Annotated in this window: 17 protein-coding genes; 9 read left to right on the forward strand and 8 right to left on the reverse strand. The window is 70.2% G+C overall.

Annotated features, from left to right (window positions below; translation table 11 throughout):
* Window positions 1-58: 58 nt before the first annotated feature.
* Window positions 59-2308 (reverse strand): hypothetical protein, encoded by a 2250-nt coding sequence (locus LG634_RS07235; RefSeq protein ID WP_226732803.1) that lies wholly within the window; start codon window positions 2306-2308, stop codon window positions 59-61.
* Window positions 2309-2605: 297 nt separating this feature from the next.
* Between LG634_RS07235 and LG634_RS07240 the strand changes: the two genes are divergently transcribed.
* The 4 genes from LG634_RS07240 (at window position 2606) to LG634_RS07255 (ending at window position 5983) form a co-directional block, all read left to right on the forward strand.
* Window positions 2606-3391, forward strand: a complete 786-nt coding sequence (locus tag LG634_RS07240; RefSeq protein WP_308072334.1) for an amino acid ABC transporter ATP-binding protein — start codon at window positions 2606-2608, stop codon at window positions 3389-3391.
* Between the two features lie 85 nt (window positions 3392-3476).
* The gene (locus tag LG634_RS07245; protein WP_226732804.1) at window positions 3477-4328 is read left to right on the forward strand and encodes a glutamate ABC transporter substrate-binding protein; all 852 of its coding nucleotides are present in this window, start codon (window positions 3477-3479) and stop codon (window positions 4326-4328) included.
* Between the two features lie 78 nt (window positions 4329-4406).
* Complete coding sequence (locus LG634_RS07250; protein ID WP_226732805.1) at window positions 4407-5081, forward strand: amino acid ABC transporter permease; 675 nt, start codon at window positions 4407-4409, stop codon at window positions 5079-5081.
* The gene (locus LG634_RS07255) at window positions 5078-5983 is read left to right on the forward strand and encodes an amino acid ABC transporter permease (RefSeq protein ID WP_226732806.1); all 906 of its coding nucleotides are present in this window, start codon (window positions 5078-5080) and stop codon (window positions 5981-5983) included. The genes LG634_RS07250 and LG634_RS07255 overlap by 4 nt, the downstream gene beginning before the upstream one ends.
* Window positions 5984-6081: 98 nt before the next feature.
* Here the strand turns inward: LG634_RS07255 and LG634_RS07260 are convergent, their stop codons facing one another.
* The 4 genes from LG634_RS07260 to LG634_RS07275 form a co-directional block, all read right to left on the reverse strand.
* Complete coding sequence (locus LG634_RS07260) at window positions 6082-7878, reverse strand: hypothetical protein (protein ID WP_226732807.1); 1797 nt, start codon at window positions 7876-7878, stop codon at window positions 6082-6084.
* A gap of 37 nt (window positions 7879-7915) precedes the next feature.
* Window positions 7916-8581: a hypothetical protein gene (locus tag LG634_RS07265; RefSeq protein ID WP_226732808.1), complete on the reverse strand. Its 666-nt coding sequence runs from the start codon at window positions 8579-8581 to the stop codon at window positions 7916-7918.
* Window positions 8582-8738: 157 nt separating this feature from the next.
* The gene (gene mraY, locus LG634_RS07270; protein WP_226732809.1) at window positions 8739-9788 is read right to left on the reverse strand and encodes a phospho-N-acetylmuramoyl-pentapeptide-transferase; all 1050 of its coding nucleotides are present in this window, start codon (window positions 9786-9788) and stop codon (window positions 8739-8741) included.
* Complete coding sequence (locus LG634_RS07275) at window positions 9785-9955, reverse strand: hypothetical protein (RefSeq protein ID WP_226732810.1); 171 nt, start codon at window positions 9953-9955, stop codon at window positions 9785-9787. Before LG634_RS07275 ends, mraY begins: the two co-directional genes overlap by 4 nt.
* Window positions 9956-10178: 223 nt before the next feature.
* Here LG634_RS07275 and LG634_RS07280 point away from each other — a divergent pair, with 223 nt between their 5' ends.
* The 4 genes from LG634_RS07280 (at window position 10179) to LG634_RS07295 (ending at window position 14523) form a co-directional block, all read left to right on the forward strand.
* Window positions 10179-10481, forward strand: coding sequence for a hypothetical protein (locus tag LG634_RS07280; RefSeq protein ID WP_226732811.1), 303 nt, complete (start codon window positions 10179-10181; stop codon window positions 10479-10481).
* Between the two features lie 99 nt (window positions 10482-10580).
* Window positions 10581-12740 carry an FUSC family protein gene (locus LG634_RS07285; protein ID WP_226732812.1) on the forward strand — a complete coding sequence of 720 codons (2160 nt, stop codon included), beginning with the start codon at window positions 10581-10583 and terminating at the stop codon, window positions 12738-12740.
* Between the two features lie 179 nt (window positions 12741-12919).
* The gene (locus LG634_RS07290; protein WP_226732933.1) at window positions 12920-13837 is read left to right on the forward strand and encodes a hypothetical protein; all 918 of its coding nucleotides are present in this window, start codon (window positions 12920-12922) and stop codon (window positions 13835-13837) included.
* Entirely contained in the window at window positions 13834-14523 is a 690-nt protein-coding gene (locus LG634_RS07295) for a class F sortase (RefSeq protein ID WP_226732813.1), read from the forward strand. The genes LG634_RS07290 and LG634_RS07295 overlap by 4 nt, the downstream gene beginning before the upstream one ends.
* A gap of 91 nt (window positions 14524-14614) precedes the next feature.
* Here LG634_RS07295 and LG634_RS07300 read toward each other — a convergent pair whose 3' ends face one another.
* Window positions 14615-15550, reverse strand: a complete 936-nt coding sequence (locus tag LG634_RS07300) for a hypothetical protein (protein WP_226732814.1) — start codon at window positions 15548-15550, stop codon at window positions 14615-14617.
* 413 nt (window positions 15551-15963) lie between these two features.
* Between LG634_RS07300 and LG634_RS07305 the strand changes: the two genes are divergently transcribed.
* Window positions 15964-16422, forward strand: coding sequence for a YbhB/YbcL family Raf kinase inhibitor-like protein (locus LG634_RS07305; RefSeq protein ID WP_226732815.1), 459 nt, complete (start codon window positions 15964-15966; stop codon window positions 16420-16422).
* 13 nt (window positions 16423-16435) lie between these two features.
* Here LG634_RS07305 and LG634_RS07310 read toward each other — a convergent pair whose 3' ends face one another.
* Together LG634_RS07310 and LG634_RS07315 are read right to left on the reverse strand one after the other, a co-directional pair.
* Window positions 16436-17647 carry a hypothetical protein gene (locus LG634_RS07310; protein WP_226732816.1) on the reverse strand — a complete coding sequence of 404 codons (1212 nt, stop codon included), beginning with the start codon at window positions 17645-17647 and terminating at the stop codon, window positions 16436-16438.
* A gap of 9 nt (window positions 17648-17656) precedes the next feature.
* A complete protein-coding gene (locus tag LG634_RS07315; protein ID WP_226732817.1) occupies window positions 17657-17938 on the reverse strand; it encodes a phosphopantetheine-binding protein in 282 nt (93 codons plus the stop codon).
* Between the last annotated feature and the right edge of the window lie 95 nt (window positions 17939-18033).

Raw genomic sequence — 18033 nt, forward strand, 5'->3', positions numbered from 1 at the left:
GCCCGCCGGGGGAGCCGGGAGAGGGCACGCCGCGCGGGCCGTACGGCGTGCCCATTCCTCAGAAACGGGTGAGGTCGATGTCGAAATCGAAGGTGTCCCACGTGGTGCTGCTCCTGAGGAAGGCGTCGGTGTAGCCGTTCGCCCGGTTCAGCAGCGCGACCTGGAGGAGCAGCGGCTTGCTGGTGAGGTCCTTGGGCTTGTACACCGGCAGGATGCCGTCGCCGGGGGAGGCCATCTCGATCGCGTCGGACTGGTAGAGCAGCTCCTGCTCGGCGGGAGATCCGTACCACGACGGAGCCTCGTACTGGGTGCCCCGGGCGAGGGCCCCGTACTTCTCGGTGAGGGCCTTCTGCTTCTCGTTCCAGCACGTGATGTACTCCTCCACGACGGGCAGCAGATCGCCGTACCGCACCTGCGCCGTGTTGACGGTGGAGCCTTCCCAGGCCGTCAGCCATCGCCAGTTGAGGCCGTGGTGGACGAAGGCGAGGAGGGACGGCTTGCTGCCGATGAACTCCCGGTACTTCTTGGTGAGGGCCGGCCAGTCGTGGCCCGGGCGCACCCAGGCCTCGCCGGGGACGACCCGCAGGATGTCGCGTTCGGGCTTGAAGGTGCCGTCGGCCATGCACTGCCAGACGACCGAGTGCACGTGCGTCGCGTAGGCGATCTCGCCCACCAGCTTGACGTCGCTGCTCTTGAAGATGAAACGCGCGTTGTCCTCGGACATGGCGACGAACTTCGGACGCCCCGCCACCAGACCGGCCGTGGACAGGCTGATCCTGATGTCCTCATCCAGCTGCCACGGGAACACCCGGTCGTTCTTCGCGAACGTGCGCAGCACGGCGTGGTGGCGGTCCGTCAGCCGCTGCGCCTCCTTGACCAGGTCCTGATGCGTGACGCCCTTCTCGGCGATCACTTTGCGGACGACGGCCGACATGGCCTCACGGACCTCCGCGCTGGCGAACTTGTCGACGAGCGTCTTGTCCGAGGCGTACATCGCACCCTGCGTCCCCAGCCCGAGCATCCCCGAGATCCCGGCCAGGGGGACGCCCGCCGCCTCCATGGCGGTCGCGATCGGAGTGGCGAGCTGGCCGGCCGTACTTCCCTGCGCAGCCAGGTTCCACGCCTCGAATTCCGTGGCCCACTTGTCGATCGTGTCGATGCCCATGGCGGCGCCCTTGCTGCCCTGCACGAACTGCTTGATGTAGCTCGTGGGCTTGACCCGCCCCAGCACGGTCGACTCCAGCCGGCGGGGGTCCTCCTTGACGGCCTTCTTGGAGCCGCTCTTTTCGACCTTGACCGCGGCCTTCATGACACCGGTGGCCAGGAAGCCGATGGGCAGGGAGGCCGGCCCGATCATCGGGCTGACGGTGGCGGCCGCCACCCCGATCGCGCCGGCGAGGCCGCGCAGCGCCATGCCGGCGCCCGCGTGTACGGGGGCCACCTCGTCGAGCACCTTGACCAGCTGGGGTGTCGCGATCTTCAGGAGGTACTTCTCGCACTTCCCGAGCAGTGTCTGTGCCTGGGTGAGGAAACGGGTGGTCAGGCTCTCGGTGCTGTCGTACCAGCCGCGCAGGAGCACATGGACGTCGCCCAGCCCCTGGAGCCCGGTGGCATCCAGCTTCCAGATCGGCGTGTCACCGGTGCGGTACAGGGCGTCGACGGACGCGAGGTGGTTGACCGCCAGCTGCATCAGGCCCGCCGCGGTCTCCTTGAACTGGAGGAAACGGCTGTGCTCGGCCTTCCGCAGGTCGATGCCGTCCGCCGGCATCTCGTTCCGCCCGCCGAACCGCTTCTTCGCGACCGGGACGTGGTCGATGACACTGTCCGGGATCTTCAGGAGAGCATCTGCCACGCCGATGTAGTGGGCTCCGGTGCCGCGGGAGAAGTCCCAGTTCTTCCGGTGGAACTCGATCTGCCGGTCCAGTTTCTGGCCGGCGATCCGGTCCACGGGGTTCTCCGGCACGCCGCGTTTGATCTCGTGTTGAAAATCCTTCACGAAGTCCGGGATCAGCTTGGTCAGCAGCTTTTCGTTCTTCTCGTAGAGGGAAAGGAATTCCCGGACCTTCTGCTCGTGCTCCTCCGGTATCTCGCCGGCTGTCTTCTGCTGCCCGATGCTGATGTAGTCCACGCGCCGCTGCTGGACGAGCGTCATGGCGTACATGTATTTCTCGCGATGGCGGTGGTACGTCAGCATCCAGGCCGTGAACAGGGCATGCCACTCCGAGGCGAGGACCTCGGATGCCTTGTCGGGAATCTCGTCCGACGGTATGGAATGGTCGCCCATCCAGGACGTGACACGCATCTCCATGGTCCTACACCTTTCGTCTCCTTCGCTGGATGCCGATTGTTCCGCCGGGGAAGCCGGACGTGCCATCCCCTCCGGTCAGTTCATCGCGCACCGCCGGGCCGCTGACGCCGGATCCTGCCCGTCCGGGGTGGTACGAAAGGGCAAAGGAATGAACGGAAGGACTAGTTCTTCCGGCACCGCGGCATCGTCCCGAGGATGAAACGCGGACGTTAAGCTCAATTTATCCTCAGCTCTGCTGACTTGTTGCCCGTGCGCTCTTAGGGTCCTGATTCCCGAGAAGGACGGAGCGCAAAGGCGATGAGTGCAGTGGCAATCACCCGTGGCGGCCCCGGCAGCCTGCCGGCCACCGGCGGCCTGGTCGAACTGAGTGGCGTGAACAAGCACTTCGGCGCGCTGCACGTGCTCCAGGACGTGAACCTGAGCATTGCGCGCGGCGAGGTCGTGGTCGTGATCGGCCCGTCCGGTTCCGGCAAGTCGACGTTGTGCAGGACGATCAACCGGCTGGAGACCGTCGACTCCGGCACGATCACCATCGACGGCAGGGAGCTGCCCTCCGAAGGCAGGGCACTCGCCCGGCTGCGGTCGGACGTGGGCATGGTGTTCCAGTCCTTCAACCTCTTCGCGCACAAGACGGTGCTGGAGAACGTGGTCCTCGGCCAGGTCAAGGTCCGCAGGACGGACAAGGCCACCGCCGAGCGCAAGGCCCGCGACCTGCTGGACCGGGTGGGCGTCGGTTCGCAGGCGGACAAGTACCCGGCCCAGCTGTCGGGCGGCCAGCAGCAGCGCGTGGCGATCGCCCGGGCGCTGGCGATGGACCCGAAGGTCATGCTCTTCGACGAGCCGACCTCGGCGCTGGACCCCGAGATGATCAACGAGGTGCTGGAGGTCATGCAGCAGCTCGCCCGCGAGGGCATGACCATGGTCGTCGTCACCCACGAGATGGGCTTCGCCCGCTCCGCGGCCGACCGCGTCGTCTTCATGGCCGACGGCAGGATCGTCGAAGAGGCCACGCCGGAGGAGTTCTTCGGCAACCCCCGCAGCGACCGCGCCAAGGACTTCCTCTCGAAGATCCTCAAGCACTGACCGGTCGCGCCCCCTTGTGACCACCCGCTCCGAAGCGGGCTTTCCCCACCCCACCCCCCACCCCCTTGTATCGAGAGTGATTCCCATGAAGCTTTGGAAGGCCGGTTCGGCCACGTTCGTCATCGCCGCCCTCGCCCTCACGGCCACCGGCTGCGGAAGCGACGGAGAGACGGAGTCCCCCTCCCGCTCCGCCGCGAGCGGCAGCAAAGGAAAGATCGTCATCGGCATCAAGTTCGACCAGCCGGGCGTCGGCCTGAAGCAGCCCGACGGCTCGTACGCCGGCTTCGACGTGGACGTGGCACGCTACGTCGCCAAGAAGCTCGGATACATGCCGGGCCAGATCCAGTTCAAGAAGGCGCCGAGCGCCCAGCGCGAGCAGATGATCAAGAACGGTGACGTCAAGTTCGTCGTCGCCTCCTACTCGATCAACGACAAGCGCGAGAAGGAAGTCGACTTCGCCGGCCCCTACTTCCTCGCCCACCAGGACCTGCTGGTCCGTGCCGGCGACAAGAGCATCACCAAGCCCGAGGACCTGAACGGCAAGAAGCTCTGTTCGGTGACCGGCTCGACCTCGGCGCAGAACGTCAAGGAGAAGCTGGCCCCCAAGGCCGACCTGCTCCAGCGCGGCGGCTACTCCGAGTGCCTCACCGGCCTGGAGAACAAGGCCGTCGACGCCGTCACGACCGACGACGCGATCCTCGCCGGCTACGCGGCCCAGGCCCAGCACAAGGGCAAGTTCAAGCTCGCCGGCCTGAAGCTCAGCGACGAGAAGTACGGCATCGGCCTGAAGGAAGGCGACGTGGACCTCAAGAAGAAGATCGACGCGGCGCTCACCGCGATGGTCGCCGACGGCTCCTGGGACAAGGCGGTGCAGGCCAACTTCGGTCCCGCCGGATTCGCCAACGAACCCGCCCCCAAGATCACCGCAGCCAACTGAGCCCAGGGCGGGGCCCGCAGGCGGCCCGGAGCCGTCGGCGGCGCCCCGCCACCACCCTGCTGAGCGCAAGGCAACGACGTGTTCGACTTCCTGCACAATCCGCAGTACGACGTCCTGGGCGCCTTCTGGACGACGGTCCAGCTCGCCCTCTGGTCGGCGGCCGGGTCCCTGGTCTGGGGCACCGTGCTGGCCGGCATGCGGGTCAGTCCCGTTCCGCTGATGCGTGCCTTCGGCACCGCGTACGTGAACGTGGTCCGCAACACCCCCCTCACCCTGCTGATCATCGCCTGCTCCCTGGGCCTGGGACAGACCCTCGGGGTCACCCTGGGCGGTGGCACCTTCGACCAGACCGGCTTCCGTCTCGCGGTCCTGGGCTTCGCCGCCTACACCGGCACCTTCGTGTGCGAGGCGCTGCGTTCCGGCATCAACACGGTGCCGCCGGGGCAGGCCGAGGCCGCCCGGGCGCTGGGCCTGAGCTTCTTCCAGGTCCTGACCCTGGTCGTGCTGCCGCAGGCGTTCCGTGCGGTCATCGCACCGCTGGCCAACGTACTGATCGCACTCACCAAGAACACCACGGTGGCATCCGCGATCGGCGTGGCCGAGGCCTCGCTGCTCATGAAGGAAATGATCGAGAACGAAGCCGATGCGCTGTTCGCGGTGTTCGCCGTGTTCGCCTTCGGGTTCACCGTCCTCACCCTCCCGACCGGCCTGCTGCTGGGCTGGACGGCCAAGCGAATGGCGGTGAAGCGATGAGCTCCGTCCTGTACGACACCCCCGGCCCCAAGGCCAGGACCCGCAACATCCTCTACACGGTGGTCTTCCTCGCCGCCTTCGCCGGCGCCCTCGTCTGGGTGCTCACGACCATGGCCGACAAGGGTCAGCTGGCGGCGGAGAAGTGGAGCCCCTTCGTCAACGACGGGGCGGTCTGGACGACGTTCCTGCTGCCCGGCCTCGCCGAAACCCTCAAGGCCGCGGCCCTCGCGATCGTGATCGCCCTGCCGCTGGGTGCGCTGCTGGGCGTCGGCCGGCTCTCCGACCACCGGTGGATCCGGATACCCGCCGGCGCCGTGGTCGAGCTCTTCCGCGCCATCCCGGTCCTCATGCTGATGCTCTTCGGCTTCGCACTGTTCGTGCAGTTCACCGACATCGGCCCGGAGCTGCGTCCCTTCTACGCGGTGGTCGCCGGCCTGGTCCTGTACAACGCCGCCGTCATCGCGGAAGTCGTCCGGGCGGGCATCCACGCGCTGCCGCACGGACAGTCGGACGCGGCCAAGGCGCTCGGCATGCGCAAGGGCCAGGCCATGACCAACGTCCTGCTGCCCCAGGCCGTCAGCCTGATGCTGCCCGCCCTCGTCAGCCAACTGGTCGTGATCCTCAAGGACACCGCCCTCGGCGGCGCCCTCCTCGGCGTCGAGGACCTCCTGTCCGCCTACCAGACCATCCCGGCCAACTACGGCGCCAACACCATCGCCACCCTGGTCGTCATCGCCGTCATCTACATCGTGGTGAACTTCGCCCTCACGTCCTTCGCCTCCTGGCTGGAGCGCCGGCTGCGCGCGTCGAAGAAGACCTCCTGCCCCGACGGGGACATCACCCCGGAGGAAGCGGCCCTCCTGGCGGGCCCCACCCCGGCCGAAACCCCCGCGGGCCGCTGACACCCATTACACGTCGATCCACACAAGAGCCGGGCTCCCGCGGGAGCCCGGCTCTTGTGTGCCGTCAGGTCACCGGCGCCGACGACAAGACCGCCTGGTCACTGGTCGGCGTTCTGCTGTGACATCACCATGGCGATGTAGCCGAAGCCGTCGAGCACACGTGTCTTGTCCGGCGACGTGATGTCGGTGAGGATGCGGGTCGCGAGCACGGTCTGCTCCTCGTCGAACAGCTTCGCGGCATGGGCAAGGTGAAGGAGGGCCGGGCCGAGTTCGGTGTACGTGCCGCTCCGGGCCACGTAGTCCTGAAGGATTCCGTACGCGCCCCCGTGGTCGTTCCTCGTCAGCAGCTTGCTGATCTGACCCATGGTCACTGCGTCGACGGTCTCCGGCTTCAGGCTGGTCGTCGACGGCGGACCCTGCTTCTTGTACGTTGCCGCGATCAGCTTGAAGAGATCGGCCAGCCGCGTGACCCCGCCGGAGTTGACGATGATGCCGAGCTGCGCGTTGGCTTCCTGGACCATGAAGAGGATCTTCTCTCCCTGCTGGTCCCCGAATTCATCCGTGAGAAGCTTCCTGAGCCTCTCATCGGCCTTCTTCGCGGTGCTCTTCTTCGCGCCTGTGGCACCTCCCACGACGAGGGCGAGTTCGAGGGCCTCCTTGCCGATGCGGTCGGACGTACCGCTGCGTGCGATCCAGGTGATGATCTCGAGCGCCGTCACACCGTCGGCGAAGAAGCTGGTCGGAACGTTCTTCAGGCCCTTGGACTTGAGGAGTCGCCCCAGGCCCACCACGGGATACGGCACCAGGTTCTTCAGTGTGATCGCATGGAGCGCCTGCAGGGCGCTGTCCTTGTCGTTGTGCAGGGCCAGGACGTAGACCTGTTCGAGGAGGCCGTCGAGGATTTCGGGGGTGACGTTGTCCGCGGTGAGGTCCGGGTCCATCGTGAAGCGGTTGGCGGTGGCCGGCATGTCGACCTTCTTCTTCCGCGCTTCCTGCACCGCCTGGGACCCCTCCTTCGGGAAGTAGGCGTCATCTCCGAAACTGAAGTGCGCTTCCCGTTGGGCCTTGTTGTTCGCGAAGACTTCCTTCAGGCGGTTGGAAGCGTTCGACGGAGGCTCTTCGTCCACCAGTTCCCAGGTGAAGTCGCTCTTGACCAGGAACTTGAAATCGTAACTTTCTTCGATCTTTCCGATACCGCGGAAACCCAAATCCCGTACCTGGATTATGACGCGAATGTATCGCCCGGTCCTGTCCTTCGTGTGGTCATCGGGGATGATGTCTGCAAACATCTCGAAAGGTTCGTCATTCTTGTTTTCAAGATTGACATGTGCGCCCAGGTGAAGGTCGATCGACCCGATGGCGAGGTAATGGGACAGGGTGGGCCCGTTGTAGGCTGCCAGGTCCTCGCCGCGCTGGCTCGCGCCGGCCAGCCGGATCTTGTACTCCTCGTATTCGGCCTGATTTATCCGTATGTACGGAGTGAGGTCCAGGGTCAGTTCGAGCGGAATGACCAGCCGCGTCTTGAGCTCGAACTTCTGCTCAATGGCGTGCTTGTCGGCGGCCCGGATGACGTCGTCCTCCGAGTACTTCTTCTTGTGGTAGGTCTTCTCTGCCTCGGCGTAGGCGAACTGCGCTGCGCGGCCCATCGCTTCGAAGACGTTCGTGGTCACCAACGCGCTTCGGTTCTTGCTGTACGTAAACCTGATCTTGAAGAGATCGGTCGCCTTGAGGGTGGGGTGCCGGCTGACCACGGCGCCCCTCCCGAAGTCATCCTTGCGGACCTCGGCCCTCAGCTTGACGTTTCCCGCGGTCGGGAGGACGAGGGAGGCCAGCGATGTCGCGGCCTGACCCCCCTGGGCGAACGGCTGCATCGCCCCGGCTATGAATTCGGACATCCTGTTTCCTTAAACCAGTTCCTCTGATGGGTGTTTCTCAGGCGAGAGTCACATTCCCCTCGGCGCCGGAGTATTCGAGTTCTCCTGCACCGCTCGTGACCGTCACGGTAAACGTCTTGTCGCCAAACTTCTCCAGTGCCTCGACCATCTTCCTGAACTGCGTCGGTGAAATCTCCTTACCGTTGATCTTGTCCAATGCGTCCATGAGCAGTCGGTACTGCTTCGGATCCTGATCCGACGAATTCTGGGTGCTGGAGGCGCCGGTATTTTCCCCACTCCGCTCCGGGTTCTGCGGTCCGCTGCCCGGCCCCTTGCCGTCCTGCTTGGGCAGAACCTTCCTCTTTCCCTGCTTGGGGGGCGTGTTCTCGTTGCCCTCCTCGGACAACTGCGCCCCGTTGCCCGACCAGAGCTGCTGTGCAAGCTGGAGCTCCAGTTCCAAAAGGCGTTCGAAGAAAAGCTCGGGGGTGCGGTAGGAGGTCTGGTTCAGCGCGACCTCCAGAAGGTCGCGCTCTTCGGCCAGTGTCGGGTCCTCCGTGTCCGCCCACGCGGCAGCAATCTTCTCGCCTCCGCATTCGTACCACCGGGAGGAACCCGTCGGTGCGATCAGCAGGTTGTAGAAATTGCTCTGATGCGTGTAGATCTCTGGAAGGAACGCGTTGTCTTGCACCGAGGCGATCAGCAACTGGTGGAATGCAGGGGTCATTGATTCTCCCGATTGTGCGAGGTGCAGGTGGGGGTCCATTGCATCGCCGCGAGCGCTGCACGGGAACCGCCCCGCGGTCAAGAGGACGGGCACGGTGGGCGACCGTCAGGGCCGTGCGGGTCCGAGGTCTGCAGGGCCGGGCAGGGTCGTGTCCCGCTCAAAGGCTGTAGACGGCCCCGATGCCCAGCGCGACGCACAGGCTCTGCACGATCCAGAAGCGGACCACCACGAGGCCCTCGCTCCAGCCCTTCAGCTCGTAGTGGTGCTGGATGGGGGCCATGCGGAAGACGCGTTTACCGCCGGAGAGCTTGAAATAGCCGACCTGCGTGACCACGGAGAGCGTCACCAGGACGAACAGCGCGCCGAGCAGCGGCAGGAGCAGCTGCGTACGGGACAGGATCGCCAGACCGGCCAGCGCGCCGCCCAGCGCGAACGCCCCCGTGTCGCCCATGAAGATCTTCGCGGGCGCGGTGTTCCACCACAGGAACCCGAAGACCGCACCCATGAGCGACGACGCCACGACGGCGAGGTCGAACGGGTCGCGCACGACGTAGCACCCGCCGGCGATGTCCCCGGCCGAGCACAGCAGGTTGCTCTGCCACATGCCGATGAACGTGTACGCACCGAGCACCATCACCGTCGCCCCGGCGGCGAGCCCGTCCAGGCCGTCGGTCAGGTTCACGCCGTTCGAGGTGCCCGAGATGATCAGGTAGGCCCAGACCACGAACAGCACCGGGCCGAGCTCCCACCCGAAGTCGCGCACGAACGAGATGCTCGTCGACGCAGGAGTGACGCCGTGCTCGTCGGCGAACTGCAGCGCGAGCACGGCGAACACGACCGCCACCGCGCACTGGCCGACCAGCTTGGCCTTCGCCCGCAGCCCCAGCGACCGCTTCTTCGCGATCTTGATGTAGTCGTCCAGGAAACCGATCAGGCCGAGGCCGGTCATGAGGAAGAGGACCAGCAGCCCGGAAGCGGTGGGCCCGGTCCCGGTGATGAGCTTGGTGAGCCCGTACGCGAGGACCGCGGCCACCACGAAGGCGATGCCGCCCATCGTGGGCGTCCCCTTCTTGCCCTGGTGGCTCTGTGGCCCGTCGTCCCGGATGACCTGCCCGTAACCACGGCGGGCCAGGATCCGGATCAGGACCGGGGTGCCCACCACGGACAGCAGGAGACCGAGTCCGGTGGAGAGGAGCAGCTCGTTCACCGGGCCGTCACCCCGTCCGGGACCTCCGCCGGGTAGGGGGCGGCGATGCCGGGTACCCTCCGGCCGCCGTCCCCGGCGGCGAGCAGGGCCCGGCAGAAGAGCGGCGGTACGTCGCTTTCGGAGTCCGTACCCGTGACGGTACGAGGGCGGATGTCAGAGCGGTCCACGAAGTGTTCCTTCCATGCCGTGGTGGAGGGATCATCCTGGGCGGCACAGGCCCAACGGAGCGCTAAACGCACGTGTGCGGACGGCGTGGGGACGTTCCGCGGCACCGGCCGGCGGTGCGCACGGTCCACCGGCACGCCCCACCGTTCGGCGGAAGGCGCGCCGGCACCGCGTCCCCAGGATGGGAGCGTCAACCAGCGGGGGCGGGAGCCGGGAGCGATGCCCATGCGTACATGGCGAACGTGGCGGCGGCACCGGCCGCAGGCCGCCCCTTCCGCAGCGGAGCAGCAGTGGAGCGCCGCGGTCGCGGCAGCCGACTGGTGCGTCCGGCGGGCCTACGGCGGCGGATACTCCGGCATCCCCGGCGTGGTGAGCGTGGCCGACGTGCAACAGTGCGCGGACGAGGACTTCGGAACGCCGGGCGTGACCGCCGGACAGGCCGCTGCCGCCGTCCGCGAGTACTGGTACGTCCGCGGGTGCGCCTCCGATCTGGTCACCGACGCGTTCGACCGGCAGTACTGTCCCTGACCCGCCGCCGCGGCCGTGCCACGATGTGGGGATGCGAACCGAGCAGGGCGCCCCCGCCCGCTGCCGGCGGTCCGCCCCGGCGGGCCGGTGCGGTCGGTCGTGACCGGGGCCGGCGGCTGGCGCCGCCTGTTCCGCCCGGCGCCGGGCATGCGGCCCGCCGCCGCCGGCGGGCTCGTCAACGGCATTGCGGTGGCCTCCCCGCTGCTGGCCGGCATCGCGGCCGGCGCCCCGGCCTCCGGCGCCTGGGCCTGCCTCGGCGCGTACGTGGCGGCGTTCACCAACAAGGGCGGCCCCCGCGGCCGGCGCACCCGGGGACTGCTCGTGGCCGCCGTCGCGAACGCCGCCGCCTTCCTGACCGGCGAACTCGTCGCCGATGTCTTCCCGCTCGCCCTCGCCGTCCTCGCCGTCCTGGTCTACCTCGCCTCGCTCGGCGATCCGGTGCACCCTGCCGTGGGCCGGCTGGGCACCATGCCCGCCACCGCGCTGCTGAGCGGCGCCGGAAGCGTCTCCGCCGGCAGCACCGACATCTGGGGCACGGCCGGCCTCGTCCTCGGCGGCGGCCTCTGGTACGCCGCCGCCAGCGGCGTCCTCACCCCGGCACCCCGGCTGCGCGGGGTCCTGACTGTCCTCGCCGAGCCCTACCGGGAAACCGGCCGCCGGCTCGCCGCGATCGCCGCCGGTGCACCCGGCACCCCCGAGGAACACGCCCGGACCACCGCCGCCGTCACCCGCGCCCGGAACGCCGTGCAGTCGCTGCGCGGCCCGGGCGGCGACGAACACCTGGCCGTACTCCTCGACCCCCTGGTGGAACGGGCCGCAGCCCTCGCCGACCTCACCGCGGCCCTCACCACCGCGGGTGCGCCGGCCCCGGAGACCGCGGCGGCCTTCACCGGGACCGCCGCCGCGCTCGCCGAGCGGGTCGCCGACGTGGCGGACCGGCTCGCCCGCCGTCCCCGCCGCAAGCCGGACGGGCCGGATCCGCACCACGCCCTGGGCCGCCTCAGCGCAGCCGACGACCTCCTGCGGGCCCGCGGGCCCGCCGGGGAGGTCCCGTACGCGGTGCTGTCCCGGGCCGGAAGGCAGCGCCGCCTTCTCACCCGCCTTGCCGCGCAAGCCGACCTCGCCCACGACCTGGCCGCAGGTCTGCCCGCCGACCCGGGCGCCCGGGCCCGCCCCGCGCCCGGGCCGCGGCCTTCGTTCGACCGGGCCCGCCTGCGCGCCGCCCTGCGGCCCGGCTCCACCGGCCACCGCCACGCCCTGCGCGCAACTGCCGTCACCTCGGCGGTCTTCACCCTCGTCTGGGCCCTCGGCCTGCCCCACGGGGAATGGGCCACCCTCGCCGTCGTACGCATCCTGCGCCCCCGCTACGCGGACACCCTCGAACGCGCCGCCCAGCGCATCATCGGCAACGTCATCGGCGGCACCGGCGCCGCCCTGGCCATCGCAGGTGTCCACGACCCCGCCGTCATCGCGGCACTGCTGTTCGCCGTCATCACCCTCGGCTTCACCCTGCGACCCGTCAACTACGCCTTCTGGGTGATCTTCGGTACGCCGTTGATCCTCCTCATCGGCGACGTGTCCGACCCGGGGGACTGGCATGCCGCCCTGGCCCGCGTCGCCATGACGCTGCTGGGCAGCGCCGCCGCCCTCCTGGGCGGCTACCTGCTGTGGCCCACCTGGGAGCAGGGCCGGCTGGGCGCCCGGACGGCGGCCGCCGGCGCGGCCATCGCGGTCTACGTGAACGCGGTGCTGCGCGACCGCATCCACCCCGGCCCCCATCCGCAGGCCCGCCCGGACGCCGCCCGGGCCGCAGCGGAGCGGGCGCTCGACGAGGCACACGCGGCAGCGGAGCACAGCCGGCACGAACCCGGCACGGACCGCGCTGCCACCGACCGTGCGGAGGCCGTCATCCGGACCCTGTACGCCCTCACCGCCCACCTCGCCGCCCTGGCCGCTCACCCCGTACCCGCCACGGCCAGGATCCCCGCCCTGCCCGTGTACGCCGCACACGCCGCGGCCGCGTTCGATGCACCGGACGCCGCCCATCGCCGGGCCGCGGTGGCCGGCCTGGCCGACGCCGTCGACGAGATGTGGCTCCACATCGACGCACTGCACACCCGCCGACTGGCCGAACTGACCGCGGGCCGGGGCGCGGAGGACACCGGGGTGCGGGCTGCCGTCCGTGAGGACGAACCCGTCGTCGACCTGCTCGCCGCGATCGCCGACTGCGTCCGGGACCTGCCGGACGACCGGCCGTGACCCCGCCCCGCGGCAGCGGGGTGCCGCTCCGGATCCACCGGCCGGTCCACCGATCGGCCCATGCCGGCCGCCGGCCCGGTGCCGGAGAGTGAGCCACGCGGCGTTCCGGCGCCCCCACCGGCAGTCGAGGCGGGGGCTGCGCACCGGGAACCCCGCGCACACTCAGAAGGAGACTGGCCATGAGGTCGACCCTTGCGACGGGACTCGCCGCCACCGCCATCGGAGCGGCGGCCCTGATGGTCCCCGCGGCCGCGCCGGCATTCGCCGCCACCCCGCCGGCCCGCACCGCGCCCGCCGTCGGCACCGTGACGGCGGGCACCGCGAACGGACCGGCCACGACCGGCGGCACGGGAAGCGGCTCCGGCACCACCCCGAGCGGCACCACCCCGAGCGGCGGGGGTGCCACCCCGAGCGGCGGGGGCGGCACCGCCGGGGGCGACACCCCCGGCGGCGGCACCACCCCGAGCGGTGGCAACACCCCCGACGTCCCCACCCCGCCCGCCGAGCCCGGCGTCGTCACGATCACCCCGACCCATCCCGCCAACGGGAACTCCGCAACGGAACCCATCCACTCCGGCGACGAGGTCACCCTCAGCGGCACCTGTGCCTCCGGAGCCACCGGCGTCACGTCCATCAACTCCAAGGCCTTCGCCGGCCCCGCCGTCCTGGGGACGCCCACCGACCCGTCCGCCTTCACCGGGCACGCCGTCGTGACCGCTCAACCGGGCACCTACAACGTCACCGTCCAGTGCAGCGGCGGCGACCCCTCCATGGCGTCCTTCACCAACACCTTCACCGTCGCGGCGGCACCCGTGACACCGGTCAAGCCGGTCAAGCCCGTCACGCCGGTCCAGCCGGTCACGCCGGTGGAGCCCGTCACCCCGGTCGAGCCCCGCGTTCCGAACGAGCCGTCGGCCGGCGGCGGCAGCCGGATACCCAGCGGAGCGCCCGCCACCGGAGTCGCCCCCGACCGGCCCGTCGGCGCTGCATCCGGCCAGAGCCCCCTGCGGGACGCCGGTGAAGGAGCCGGCCTGGCCGTGGTGCTCGGAGCAGCGGGCTTCCTCGGACGCCGCTGGCTGCGGACGCAGAAGCGATGAGCACCCCGCACACCCCGCCGGCGGGCCCACCGGCCGGCGGGGACACCCGGCCGGCGGACCGGCGCCGGACCTTCCGCATCTGGGCCTGCTCCGTCCTCGCCCTGGCCGCCGTCTCCGCCGCCGGACTGGGAGCCTTCCACCACTTCCGCCCCACGCCCGGCACCTCGGCCGCCTCACCGGCCACCGCACCGGCCCGGTCCCCGGGCACCCCACCGGCCCTGGCGCCCTCCCCGCCCGAACGCATCGTGATCCCGGCCATCGGCGTCGACAGCCCCGTCACCCGGCTGGGACTCGCCGCCGACGGCACGGTCCAGGTACCGCCCATCACCCCCGACTCACCGGTGGGCTGGTACCGCCACTCCGCCACCCCGGGGGCGGTCGGCGCCAGTGTGCTGCTGGGCCACGTGACGGTCGGGCGCTACGGGGACGGCGTCTTCGCCCACCTCGACCGCCTCCGGCCCGGCGCACAGATCCGCGTCACCCGCGCCGACGGCACTACCGCGGTCTTCACGGTCACACGGACCGCCCTCTACCCGAAGTCCCGCTTCCCCGCCCGCGCCGTGTACGGCGCCACGAGCACCCCGCAGCTCCGCCTGGTCACCTGCGCCCACCGCGCCGGCCCACCCGGCAGCGGCTACCTGGACAACCTCGTCGACTACGCCGTGCTGACGTCCGTCTCCTCCTGACGGCACCGGTGACCACGGACGCAGCGGCCGATGAGAGGAGCGCGGCGCCTCGACGGACGTACGTCCCGCGCACCGCGCTACGGGACGCGCCTCACGCCCAGCCCCCGGAGCCGGCGTGCCGCGCACACGCCTGGCGGTAGCACCGGTAGGCGTGCTCCTCGTCCACGCCGAGCAGCGCAATCTCGCCCGCGAAGTCCGCGTACTCCGTGTAGTCGAGTACGTGCAACGTCTGCTCGTCGACGGCGTACGACAGTCCGGCCACCACCCGGCAGTACAGGTAGAAGGCCCGCAGGTGGCCGATGTCCGTCCAGGTGGCGGGCGGCCCGCAGGCGACGAGCCGGGCCCAGCCGGCATCGACATCGCCCGCGAACGCGAAGTCGGGAGGCAGGGGAGGCACGTACGGACCAGGCTGGACGGCGATCTGCCTGACCTGGCCGAGCTCGCCCACCTTGCCGTACTTCCGCGCCACCTCCTTGGTCCACTTGCGGACGGTCTCGTCGAACTCCTTCCGCGTGGAGGCGGCGCGCCGCTGGGCCGGCCGGCTCAGACCGTCCCACGCTCTGGCGTAGTTGTCGTGCTGCTCGATCAGGCACCGGAGCATGAGCGGGGTGCGCGGGCTGTCCTTGAAGGTGACGAAGCCCTGCTGGGCCCGCGCCGCGTCGGCCAGCGCCTTCAGCCAGCGGTCCTGGCTCCGTATCTGCTCCTCCAGCCGCCGGTCGACGGCGTGCGGCCGACCCTGCTTCGGAGAGTCGAGCTGCTTGAGGACGAGGCGGAGTGCGCGCTTGGCGGCCTCCCACTCCTGTCTGCGGGTGAGGGGGAGTTCCTGGTCGTCCGCCATCCGCCGGACCTTCGCCACGGCGGCGGTGAGGGACTTCTGGAGCATGCCGTCGGCTCCGGCCCCGTTCGATCCCGCACCGGCCGCCCCGGGGTGGGCGGGGACCGGCCGGGGCTTGTGGGTGCCGAGGCGCTGCCAAGGCCACCGTACGGTGCCCGGCGCGCTCACGTTCGTCGGCCGTCTTTCGGTCATGGTGCTCCTTGCGCCTCCGCGTCCGGACCGGATCGCGACGGGCGACCCGGTGCGGGAGAAGCTAGTGCGCAGGACGCCGGCACCGCGGGGACCTCCGGTCAAGCGCGGGTGCAGCGTTCCGGGCGTCACCGTCGGGGCGTGTGCAGGCTTCGGGAAGAGGCAGGTGCCCGTACGCCTGGCCGCCGTGCTGCCCGACGGCCCCCCACCCGGACCGGGCGAACGCCCATCCTGGACCTTGCGGCCCCGGGGATCCGGGGTCCGGGCACGGGCCCCGGCCGGCGGTGCCCCTCGGCCGTGCGCCGGTACGACTCCGTGCCAGGCGGCAACTGCAACGAACGGCGAGGGGACCCGCCGCCGCGGGCCGCAGCCCCGTCCGGCGCGCCCGATCCACCGGCACGCGGCAGGATGGCCGTATGAGGATCGAAAGCCCCGCGTTCCGCGACGGCGACCGGATTCCCGTCGAGCACACCGTGGACGGCGCCGACGCGCCGGTACCGCTGCTCTTCCACGACGTCCCGGAGGCGGCCGAGGCCCTGGCCCTGGTCGTCCACGACCCGGACGTGCCGCGCGACCGACGCCCCGACGGCAACTTCGACCACTGGGTCGTGTGGAACATCCCCCCGGCGCACCCCGGCACCTCCGGCATCCCCGACCACCCGGCCGTGGTGGGCCGGACGACCCGCGGCACCAACACCTGGATCGGCCCGGCCCCGCCGCCCGGCGACGGACCCCACCGCTACTACTTCACCCTGTACGCGCTCGACCGCACGCTCGACCTCCCCGACACGGCGGGGCGCGGCGAACTCGAATCCGCAATGGAAGGCCACGTCCTGGACCGGGCCGTGCTGATGGGCCGATTCCAGCGCGACTGACCGGTGCCGGCCATCACGTCTCGGGGTCCGAGTCCAGGGCCGCGTCCAATCGGGCGTTGCCCGCCGCGGTGACCGTGAACGTGTCGAAGCCGTAGTCCCCCCACTGGGCCTTCTCGAGCCGGCCGGACGCCTTGCGCCGGCCGCCGCCGAGGCCGACGTCGATGTAGAGGAGGCCGCGGTGGGTCCTGACCACGGTCACCGCATGCCCGATCGGCGAGTCCCTGGACACCATCTCGACGTGGAACAGGTCGCCGACCTGTTGCGCCTGCTCGTCGAGGTAGGCGGTGAGCGCCCGCATCCCGTACAGCGTCTCGCCCTCGTCGCCGTAGAGCCGCGCAGCACCCCGGGCGGGCCAGCGTTCGTCCGGGGCCGGCCGCCGGGTGGGAACGGTGGGGCGCCCCTTCAGCGTCTCGATGACCGCGGTGTTCACCATGGCGCAGCCCTCGCCACCGAATTCGAGTGCGTTGGTGAGGTCCTTCATCTTCCGCGCCATGCGCTTCGGTGACATCCAGTCCGGGTCGTCGGGATCGGGCGCAGGCGCTGTCATCGCGTCGACGTAGGCGAGGGTGTCGCTCTTCTCGGCGAACCCCTCGCGTGCCATCTTGCGGAAGGCGTCGGCCATCGCCGACACGAGGTTCCGGGTGGCGCCGAGCGCGGCCACGATGTCGCCGAGCCCGCCGGCGCCGGCCACCGCGTCGGCCGCCGGCAGGACCACCCCGGCCGGCGCGCCCAGGCCGAACGAGGCGTCCGGCACCTGATCGACCTCGCGCCGGAGGTTCTCGTACCTGAACCGGCAGGTGGCAGCCTCCTCGATGAGGACCCACAGGGCAGCCGACATCTCCTCCAGCAGGCGGCCCTGTCCGAACAGCCACTTCTCCACGGACCGCCTCGTGCCGTCGAGGTGCGGGGAGCCGCCCGTCCGGGCGAACCGCTCCAGGAACGCGACGGCAGCGGTGAAGTCCTCCCGCATCCACGCCGTTTCGCAGCAGCCCCTGAGACGGTCCACCGCGGCGGCCACCAGCACGGTTCCGGCGCCGAGACCGTCGTACACCGCCCACGCCTCCACTGCGGAGACGCCGGTCGGGTACGCGAGGTCGGCGGCCAGCCAGTCCTGGAAGGACAGGGCCGCCGCTTCGACCCGCGCGGTGGTCCGGTCCTTGTCCCGGACGGCCGTCGCGGCGCACTGGACGGCCTCCGGCGTCATCGCGACGCGCTGTCGTTCCATTCCGCGTCCTCACCCGGTCCCGGCCGGTGCACCGGCGTCCCGTGACAGGTCGACGACCAGCCGTGCGACGTCGCCGACGGTCTCCAGGTTCTGGGTTTCCTCGTCGGGGATCCTGATGGCGAACTGCTCCTCCAGGGCCACGACGACCTCGACGACGTTGAGCGAGTCCACGTCGAGGTCGTTCTGGAGGTTCAGGTCGGCCACCTCCTCGGTGCCGACCTCCACGCCCGTGATTTCGTGCAGGACGGTGATCACCGCTGCCGTTGCGGATTCCAGGGTGACTGCTGCCATGTTCCTCACCTTTTCTCTCTCTTGTGTGGTGCGGCGCCGAAGTTAGCCGGGGACGGCGCCGGAATCGTGCCCCGAGGGGCGGGGGAGAGGGCGCC

The sequence above is a fragment of the Streptomyces bambusae genome, from assembly GCF_020532645.1.
Classification (GTDB): Bacteria; Actinomycetota; Actinomycetes; order Streptomycetales; family Streptomycetaceae; genus Streptomyces; species Streptomyces bambusae.